Below are 8,069 nucleotides of genomic sequence, written 5' to 3'. Positions count from 1 at the left end.
TAGTGTTTCATATTGAAACAAAATTTTAAAAACAAGCGTTTGTTTTAGGGTTTATTTAAAATTAATCAGGCTGTGTTAATGAAAGTTTGATAGTTTGAATGTCGCTTGGGCATGTGTCAAATGGATGCACTAATCAAGACAGAATCTTTTCCATAAAAAGAGTGGGGAAAATCAAAGTCTCTTCGCCCAACTCCACCACACAATCCTCTTCTTTGATGCGCACAAAACCCAGCTTTTGATAGAGGTTGCATGCCTTGATTTGACTCTTGCTCACATGCAGAGAGATTTTAGTATAGCCTTTGATTAAAGCGTATCGCTCCACGCTCTCATAGAGTTTTTGACCCAGTCCTTGGGATTGATAAGCGGTATTTATGTGGAATTTACACAGCTCTGCTTCTGTTTGATTGATATGATTAAGCCCACAAATCCCAATGAGCTTCCCCTTATCCCTCATTCCAAAAAATTCCCCGCCATGCTCGCGCAATTTTTGAACGAACCCACTAATGCTAGGCAAAAGATCCAATCGTTGGATAAACCCTAAAGGGTTGTCAGCGATGCGCTCAGCATAAAATTCTTCTAATTCAGTGGGGTATTTGGGCGAAAAAACTTTGATGGTCATGATTAACTTTTTAAAACCCTTTTTGATTATCCCACAAGCGGATATGAAGCCTATCGCTCAGCCTGAAACCATGCTCTAGGGCTAGGGGGGCTAGGGTTTTGAGATTTTTGTCTAATTCCTTATTCGTTGCACCTAAGGGCATTAAAAAGATTTCATTATTTTTTAATGGGAGTTGTTTCAAAAGGTTTTGAATTTCTATGATAGATTGAGCGGCGTTTTTGCTCTCTAAAACAAATTTAAAATGCGCACTTTTAGCGTTATTTAAGATATTTTGCAAGGCTTTAAGATTGATCCGCTTGCTTTCTTTCTCTAAAGAAAAAGAGAGTTTGACGCTCAGAGTGAAATGCAATTCTTTTAAAATGGGGCTGAATTCAAAAAAAATAGAGCCGTTACTCTCTACAAATAAAGGGATTTTTTTGCGATAAAAATGCTCTAAAACGCTGATTAAAATAGGGTTATTGAAATACAAGCTTGGCTCCCCGCCTGTAAGAATGAAATCAAAATGTTTATAATTAGGGGCTAAATCCTCTAATCGTTCAATCAAGGGTTTAGGATCGTTGTAATAATCCCAAGATGTTTTGAATTTAGGATGCACCGCATACAAGCTGTCGCAACCTGTTAGAATTTCATCATACAATGAGGTTTTACAATTAAAGCCCTTGCAAGAAAGGTTACACCCCCCTAAGCGTAAAAAAAGACTGGGTTTGCCTATCCTTTTTCCTTCACCTTGTAAGGAAAAAAAGCTCTCAACGACCGGGAGTTTCATTTTTAAGGGATCTGGTGTAAGGGTTTAGCGTGGAAAAAGCATTGTTTTTCATCGCTAATGATTTTATTGAAAAAGTCCTTATCATGCCACAAATTTTGAATGCCTTGTGAAAAAGAAACGCAATTTGGATGCACTAAAGATTTAAAATGAGGGTTTTCTAAATCGTTTAAAAAGCTTTCAGCATAGCCGTTTTTAGTCTCATGCACGCGCACGCTAGAGACTTTTAATTCCCCTTCATTATTAGAAAAAACGCTTTTTTGTAAAATCCTTGAAAGGTAGTATAAAAACATGAGGGCGTAACTCTCTGCACTCAAATTAAACGAGCATTTCACGTAACGAACGCAATGATTTTCTATAAAACGCTGGAACTCATCGCTTTCTTTGTCCCAAAAATGATGGGCATGATCAAACGACTCAATGAAAACTTGCATTTCTTGTTGCATCAACCCAAAATCTAACACCATGTTCGCGCTATCTAAGCGGTTGGTTTCAATAAAAACCTCCACTTCATAATTATGCCCATGGATATTTTGAGCGCATTTTAAAGAAGAACAATTGCGCACCACATGGCTAGCACAAAATTTATACAATCGCCTGATAACCATTTCATTGCCTATAACATGGCTGATAAAGGGGCAGTCTTAAATTATAGTAGTAGCGTTCAGGGCGGTTAAAATCAATGCGCTTGATCGTGCTTTTAATCAAATCCCTATACAGCATTTGATAGCCGCAAGTCCTCCCGCTCACGCTCCCATCCACATATAAAACCCGTTTTTGCAACACCACATCATACCAATCCAAAATAAAATGCGAATTAGCGCTCATTAAAATTTGCTCGCTAAAGCCATTGATAGCGTAATAATCCGTAGGGGTTTGGGAGCAATAAAACTGCCCCCCAAGAAAATAACAAGGTTTATTGACCTGATCGATCAGCTGGTAATTGTATTGGTAGAACGGCACAGCTGAGATGTTACGGACAATGCGCGCATAGATCACATTTTTGGCTTTATCTAATGGGAATTCCGCTTGCGTGAAGACATTGTAAAAGCCTAATTTTTGCAATTCATAAACAATCACATTGATATAATAAGAAGTCATCGCATCGCTTCTGTCATAAGCCACCACGATAGTGGAATTATAGTTGAACAAATAATCCCCTGTAACTTCTGAATAATACCCCATGTGCAAGCGGTGTTGGCATGCATTAAAGAAAAAAAACACCCCAACAATTAGCCCTAAAAAAGCCAAGCGGTGATTTTTACTCACTTTAACATTCCCTCATGCCAAGATTCCAAGCTTTTTAGATCATCATAACTGGTTAAGTCTAAATTTAAAGGCGTGATAGAGGCATGGTTTGAAGCGATAGCGTCAAAATCAGAGAGTCTGTCTTCATTTTCGCGCTTTTGCCATTCTAAAGGGTGCAGCCCTAGCCAAAAATAGCTTTCGTTTTTGGGGTCTGTGCGCTTATGCACTTCTTTTTTATACAACCTATAGCCCTTAGGGGTGATGCGTTCGCCTTGATATTCTTGTAAGGAGCAATTAGGGACATTCACATTTAGGAGTTTGCGCCCTTTTAAAGGGTAGCCGTTTGTGAAAATGTTTTGGACTAAATCCTGGATGATCTTTTGAGCCAGATCAAAATTTAGGGGAGTGTTTTTATTTTTGTTAGAAAGGATTTGAGAAATCGCAATGGAAGGCACGCCCTGGATGGTGCCTTCAATCGCTCCGGCCACCGTTCCAGAATAAATCGTGTCTTCGCCCATGTTAGATCCAAGATTGATCCCTGAAATCACTAAATCAAAACAAACATGTTTAAAAAGCTCATTAATAGCCAGATACACGCAATCGCTTGGCGTGCCATCATCAATCCTATAATGCCTGCCTTCTTTGCCCTTAATTTTCTCCGCTCTTAAAGGCGCGGTGATGGTGATGCATTGCGAACATGCGCTTTTTTCATGCTTGGGGGCGACCACATAAATTTCTGCCATTTCTTCTAAAGCCTGTTCTAAAGCTTTAATGCCTTTTGCATGGTAGCCATCATCGTTGGTGAGTAAAATTTTTTTCATGTCTTGCCTTTAAATAGAGTGTTCAATAATGCGTTCAAATTTTCTTGCAATAAAGGATAAGCGGGTTTTAGTAGGTTTAAATCGTTTAAAACCTCTGTTTTTAAAGTTTGAGCGTAATCGCTTGCCTTTTTTAGCCCTAATAAATTCACAAAGCTATTTTTAGCGCTGTCTAAATGAGTGGTTTTACCGCTTTCTTCTTCATCTTGTGTAACGTCTATAATATCATCTAACACTTGAAAACAAAGACCTGTTTTTAACCCGAAAGCCTGAAGCCATTTAAAAAGCTCTTCATCTTTAATACCGCTCGCAACAAGCCCCATCATCAAGCTTGCGCTAATCAATTTAGCGGTTTTATGCTCGTGTAAGAAAGTGAGTTGCTCTAAATTCAAGGGCGTGTTTTCAAAATAGCAATCCAAAGCTTGCCCTAAGATCATGCCTTTAATCCCCCCATTAGCGCTTAAGATTTTGATTAATTCCACAATGATATGGCTTTCTAATAAAGAATTTGAAAGCAATTCAAAAGAGTAAGTGTTGAGCGCATCGCCGATTAAAACGGCTGTGGTTTCATCGTATTTAGCGTGTAAAGTGGGGTGGTTTCTCCTTAAAGCGGCATTATCCATGCATGGCAAATCGTCATGGATGAGCGAATAAGTGTGCAAGCATTCAATGCTTAAAGCGATTTTAAAATATTTTGTTTGTTGGTTAAAATAATCCTTTTGACCCACTAACGCGCAAAGCACGGCTAAAAAAAGCTTAGGGCGGAACCTTTTACCCCCATTAAGCACCATTTCAAAAAAGGCTTTTTCCAAATAAGGGTGGAAGCTTTCAAGGTGTAAATGATGGTGGTTTAAAAAGCTTTCAAAACGCTCGCACTCATTATAATAAAAGGATAAATTAGAGCTATTCATGCCTAGAATTATAACCTAAGATTTTAAGAGTTGCATAAATTCAGCTCTGGTTTTAGGGTCTTTTTTAAAGAGACCTCTTAGAACGCTTGTTTTAATGATCGCATTTTGCTTCTGCACCCCTTGCATGCTCATGCACAAATGCTTGGCTTCACAAACCACAATCACGCCCCTTGGCTCTATGATTTCATCAAAGGTTTCTGCAATTTGAGTGGTCAGCCTTTCTTGGATTTGCAAGCGTTTGCTATAAATTTCAATGAGTTTAGCGATCGCGCTAATGCCTACAATCTTTTCTTTAGGAATGTATCCTAAACTGATATTCCCCAAAAAAGGGAGCAAATGGTGTTCGCAAGTGGAGTAAAATTCAATGTTTTGAGCCACTATCATTTCATCGCAAACGCCTTGAAAATACGCGCTTTTTAAAGCCACTTTAGGATCTTCTTTATAGCCTTTATACAAGAATTTCCATAATTCTTGAACCCTTTTAGGCGTCTCTTTTAGACCTTCTCTATTCTTATCTTCGCCGATATTTTCAAAAAATTGGTTGAAAAAATTTTCCATTTAGATCACACGCTTGGATAAAGATTGGATACGATTTTTAATACTAGGGTGGGTGCTAAACATTTCAGCGTTAAAAAGATAAGCCGCCGATCGGGTGGAGTTCTGATCTATGCCCTTGTAATCGTTGTTCGCATAGTCGTTGGAAATTTTTTGTAAGGCTCTAATCATGGGCTTATTGTCATGCATTAAAAACGCCGCCCCGCTATCGGCCATGTATTCTCGTGTGCGGCTCAAATACATTTGCAAAAGGAGCGTTAAAAAAGGCAAAACGATCTGTAAGAGTAATAAAATCATTCGGGCTAAATTCGCCCCACTATTCTTGCGATTCCCCATGAAAAAATACACGCTAAAATTAGCCACTAACAGCATGATATTGCTTAAAATCCCCACGCACATGGTCAAGCGGATGTCGTTGTGCCTGATATGGCTGAGCTCATGAGCGATCACGGCTTTCAATTCATCTCTATCCAACCTCTCTATTAAAGCGCTTGTAAGAGCGATAAGGGAATTAGATTCATCCCACCCGCTCGCAAAAGCGTTCATGTAAGGGGCGTTAATGATATAAAGCTTAGGCTCAAAATGAAGCTTAGCCTCTTCTAAAAGCTCTAACAAAAGGCGATGGATTTGATTTTCTTTAGAGCTTAAAACCTTGCTTGGGTCAATAAGCTTGTATTCATCACCGCTTAACATGATAGAGCTAAAATTTTGGATACAAACAACAATAATGACAAAAGCCACTAAAAACATGATAATGGTGATCGTAGGAAAAATTTGAAAAGTCATGAGTTTAAAAAGAGCTATTCCTAAATCATTAGCATTAATTCTAATAACATCCACCAACAACCCAATAAAAGCAAAAATCACGCAGTAAGTCGCTAAAACCGCGTTTGTTTTGAGTCTGTTTTGCGCGATAATTTTTTCAAAATTCGTCATTATTTTCTCCTTTCTCATGCTTGATTTCTTTGAGCAACGCGCTCGCATAACTCCCTTTAGGCAAGTAAAATCCCAATTCAAATTGCGCTTTTTCTTTCACATATTGAGAAGTTATATTTTCTGCAAACACCCAAAAAAACCGCCTAGAGCCTAGCGTTTTAGCATGGCTACTTAAAAGATTATGCTGGAATTCTTTTTCAATTTCTAAACTCAAATTTTTTGCATAAAGAGCTTTTTTGCCGTCTAATAACCCCGTAGGCGCAGCTTCTTTCTTCAAAAACCTTTCGCTCTCTTTTTCTAATTCTAAAGCGTCAAAAAACTTCCCATAAGGGTAATGGCACATCACATCGCCTTCTAAGATTTTAAAGGGGTGGGCTTGGTTTTTAAGGGCTTTTAGGGTGTCTGGATTGATATTTAAATTTTTTTGTTTGAAAAATTCTAAATTTTCTTTGACACTAAAAGCGCTGATGATTTTACTGATTTCTAATCGTTTGCTTAAAAGCGCGTTAAACAAATAACTTTGATAGCTTGAAATTAAAAAAGCGTTTAATTTTTGGTGGGCGAATTTCGTTTGATTTTGTAAGATTTTTAAACCCTCTTGGTGGTTGTCATTGAACTTCCCAAAGCGTTGCGAGCCAAAATAATTAGGCATGCCAAATTGTGCGATTTGTTCTAAAACCTGCTTTGTTTTTTGAGCGTTTAGGGGGGTCATTTTTTTAAAACGCATAAAAAAGCGATTCCCCTTTAAATGCCCTAATTTAATTTTATTATGGTGGTAATTCAAAGACAGGATTTTAAGGTTTCTTTCTTGCAAATTATGCGTATTTTTTTCTAATAAAGGGGCGTATTTTTTAGGGAGTGAGACGAATTGAGTCGTCAGCGCGTTTTTATCTTTCAAGCCCGCATAACCCAATTCAGCGATTCTTACCCCCAAAATTTGAGAAAAAATTTGAAGCATTTCTAAAGTGCTTAAACCGCTTTTTCTCACTTGGATAACGGCATGTTCGCCTGTGTTGCTAAAATCATACAAAGGCACTTCATGCACGCAAAAATCCCTAGCGCTAGAATTGAAATGAAAATCAATGCTCGCATGGTTATAAGCATGCAATAAGGGCATAAAATTTAAATTCATGCTTTGATCCTTGAATTAAACGCCCTTGAGAGCGAAACTGAGTCGATATTTTCAAAATTCACTCCAGTAGGCACGCCTTGAGCGATTTTAGTGAAAGTGAGGTGGAAATGCTGTAATTTGTCTTCAATATAAAGCATTAGAGAATCATTAGCCAAAGTGGGAGGGAAAGCAAAAATGATTTCTTTAATGTTTTCTTCAATCAAGCGTTTTTCTAGGGCGTTAAAATCCACTTCTTCTATGGAATTTAACACGTAATAGCGCCCTAAAAAATCCTTTAAATCTTCTAAAATAAACACATCTCTTGGGTGTAAAACCATGCAAAGCTGAGAATTTTGCCTGCTCTCATCAGAGCAAATCTCACAAACCTCACTCTCACTGAGCGCGTTACAAGATGCGCATGTTTTAAGGTTTTCTAGGGCGTTCTCTAAAGCGTGCGTGATCTTTAGCGCCAGATAGGGGTTTTCTAAACCCAAATGATACGCCATTTTAAAGGCGGACTTTTTACCCACATTGGGGATTTTTTCTAAACAATCCACTAAATTTAAAAAGTGATTCAAGCTGTTTTTATAAGTATTCATTCTGTTAGTATATCAAACTTAACTTGACTTGAAAGAGATTAAAAGGGCTTTTATGGTTTTTTAAAAGAGAGTTTAATATTAAAAGGTGCTAATAAAGAGTTTAAACAAAAGCACTATAATACATTATCTCAATTTTAAGGAATAATATGCCGTTTATCAATATCAAACTGGTGCCAGAAAATGGAGGGCCAACAAACGAGCAAAAACAGCAATTGATTGAAGGGGTTTCAGATTTGATGGTTAAGGTGTTAAATAAAAACAAGGCTTCTGTTGTGGTCATTATAGATGAGGTGGATTCTAATAATTATGGTCTTGGGGGCGAGAGTGTCCATCATTTGAGGCAAAAAAACTAAAGAGTTTTTAAAATTCAAAGATTGCGGTGCACTAACATTTAAGGGGTGTCTGTTCCCCTAACCCCCTAAAAACTATAAACATAACTCACATTGAACATGACAAGGCGTTTAAAAAACAAAGAGGTGTTTAACCCTTTGCCATGCGTTTCATAAAAA

General features: G+C 37.8%; 11 protein-coding genes. 1 reads left to right on the top strand and 10 read right to left on the bottom strand.

The annotated features are described in order from the left end of the window. Positions 1-133 precede the first annotated feature (133 nt). From FIM44_RS08305 to recR, 10 genes are read right to left on the bottom strand one after another with little or no spacing between them, the layout of a single operon-like run. Complete coding sequence (locus FIM44_RS08305; protein WP_140579738.1) at positions 134-619, bottom strand: GNAT family N-acetyltransferase; 486 nt, start codon at positions 617-619, stop codon at positions 134-136. Between the two features lie 10 nt (positions 620-629). After that, positions 630-1,385: a 7-carboxy-7-deazaguanine synthase QueE gene (locus tag FIM44_RS08300; RefSeq protein ID WP_140579736.1), complete on the bottom strand. Its 756-nt coding sequence runs from the start codon at positions 1,383-1,385 to the stop codon at positions 630-632. A 2-nt stretch (positions 1,386-1,387) separates the two neighbouring features. Further along, positions 1,388-1,990: a 6-pyruvoyl trahydropterin synthase family protein gene (locus FIM44_RS08295; RefSeq protein WP_140579734.1), complete on the bottom strand. Its 603-nt coding sequence runs from the start codon at positions 1,988-1,990 to the stop codon at positions 1,388-1,390. 1 nt (position 1,991) lies between these two features. Then, positions 1,992-2,651 carry a hypothetical protein gene (locus FIM44_RS08290; protein WP_000041790.1) on the bottom strand — a complete coding sequence of 220 codons (660 nt, stop codon included), beginning with the start codon at positions 2,649-2,651 and terminating at the stop codon, positions 1,992-1,994. Further along, positions 2,648-3,451 (bottom strand): 5'/3'-nucleotidase SurE, encoded by an 804-nt coding sequence (gene surE / locus FIM44_RS08285; RefSeq protein ID WP_000722441.1) that lies wholly within the window; start codon positions 3,449-3,451, stop codon positions 2,648-2,650. The genes FIM44_RS08290 and surE overlap by 4 nt, the downstream gene beginning before the upstream one ends. Next, positions 3,448-4,359, bottom strand: a complete 912-nt coding sequence (locus FIM44_RS08280) for a polyprenyl synthetase family protein (RefSeq protein ID WP_140579732.1) — start codon at positions 4,357-4,359, stop codon at positions 3,448-3,450. The genes surE and FIM44_RS08280 overlap by 4 nt, the downstream gene beginning before the upstream one ends. A 15-nt stretch (positions 4,360-4,374) precedes the next feature. After that, positions 4,375-4,917, bottom strand: coding sequence for a GTP cyclohydrolase I FolE (folE, locus tag FIM44_RS08275; protein ID WP_000426949.1), 543 nt, complete (start codon positions 4,915-4,917; stop codon positions 4,375-4,377). Continuing rightward, positions 4,918-5,850: a zinc metalloprotease HtpX gene (gene htpX, locus FIM44_RS08270; protein WP_238699910.1), complete on the bottom strand. Its 933-nt coding sequence runs from the start codon at positions 5,848-5,850 to the stop codon at positions 4,918-4,920. Next, complete coding sequence (truD, locus tag FIM44_RS08265) at positions 5,837-6,982, bottom strand: tRNA pseudouridine(13) synthase TruD (RefSeq protein WP_140579728.1); 1,146 nt, start codon at positions 6,980-6,982, stop codon at positions 5,837-5,839. Before truD ends, htpX begins: the two co-directional genes overlap by 14 nt. Beyond that, complete coding sequence (gene recR, locus FIM44_RS08260) at positions 6,979-7,560, bottom strand: recombination mediator RecR (RefSeq protein ID WP_001099598.1); 582 nt, start codon at positions 7,558-7,560, stop codon at positions 6,979-6,981. Before recR ends, truD begins: the two co-directional genes overlap by 4 nt. A gap of 146 nt (positions 7,561-7,706) precedes the next feature. Between recR and FIM44_RS08255 the strand changes: the two genes are divergently transcribed. Then, complete coding sequence (locus FIM44_RS08255) at positions 7,707-7,913, top strand: 2-hydroxymuconate tautomerase family protein (protein ID WP_001115888.1); 207 nt, start codon at positions 7,707-7,709, stop codon at positions 7,911-7,913. Positions 7,914-8,069: the final 156 nt, after the last annotated feature.

The organism is Helicobacter pylori (assembly GCF_006440215.1).
Taxonomy (GTDB): Bacteria; Campylobacterota; Campylobacteria; order Campylobacterales; family Helicobacteraceae; genus Helicobacter; species Helicobacter pylori_CS.
Note: the sequence above shows the minus strand (reverse complement) of the source record. Positions and strands in the feature narration are given on the sequence as shown.

Bases quoted from the DNA above. Each gene is read 5' to 3' on its own strand.
- FIM44_RS08300 (WP_140579736.1), bottom strand. From the start codon at position 1,385: ATGAAACTCCCGGTCGTTGAGAGCTTTTTTTCCTTACAAGGTGAAGGA.
- FIM44_RS08255 (WP_001115888.1), top strand. From the start codon at position 7,707: ATGCCGTTTATCAATATCAAACTGGTGCCAGAAAATGGAGGGCCAACA.
- FIM44_RS08280 (WP_140579732.1), bottom strand. From the start codon at position 4,359: ATGAATAGCTCTAATTTATCCTTTTATTATAATGAGTGCGAGCGTTTT.
- surE (WP_000722441.1), bottom strand. From the start codon at position 3,451: ATGAAAAAAATTTTACTCACCAACGATGATGGCTACCATGCAAAAGGC.
- htpX (WP_238699910.1), bottom strand. From the start codon at position 5,850: ATGACGAATTTTGAAAAAATTATCGCGCAAAACAGACTCAAAACAAAC.
- FIM44_RS08295 (WP_140579734.1), bottom strand. From the start codon at position 1,990: ATGGTTATCAGGCGATTGTATAAATTTTGTGCTAGCCATGTGGTGCGC.
- FIM44_RS08305 (WP_140579738.1), bottom strand. From the start codon at position 619: ATGACCATCAAAGTTTTTTCGCCCAAATACCCCACTGAATTAGAAGAA.
- folE (WP_000426949.1), bottom strand. From the start codon at position 4,917: ATGGAAAATTTTTTCAACCAATTTTTTGAAAATATCGGCGAAGATAAG.
- recR (WP_001099598.1), bottom strand. From the start codon at position 7,560: ATGAATACTTATAAAAACAGCTTGAATCACTTTTTAAATTTAGTGGAT.
- truD (WP_140579728.1), bottom strand. From the start codon at position 6,982: ATGAATTTAAATTTTATGCCCTTATTGCATGCTTATAACCATGCGAGC.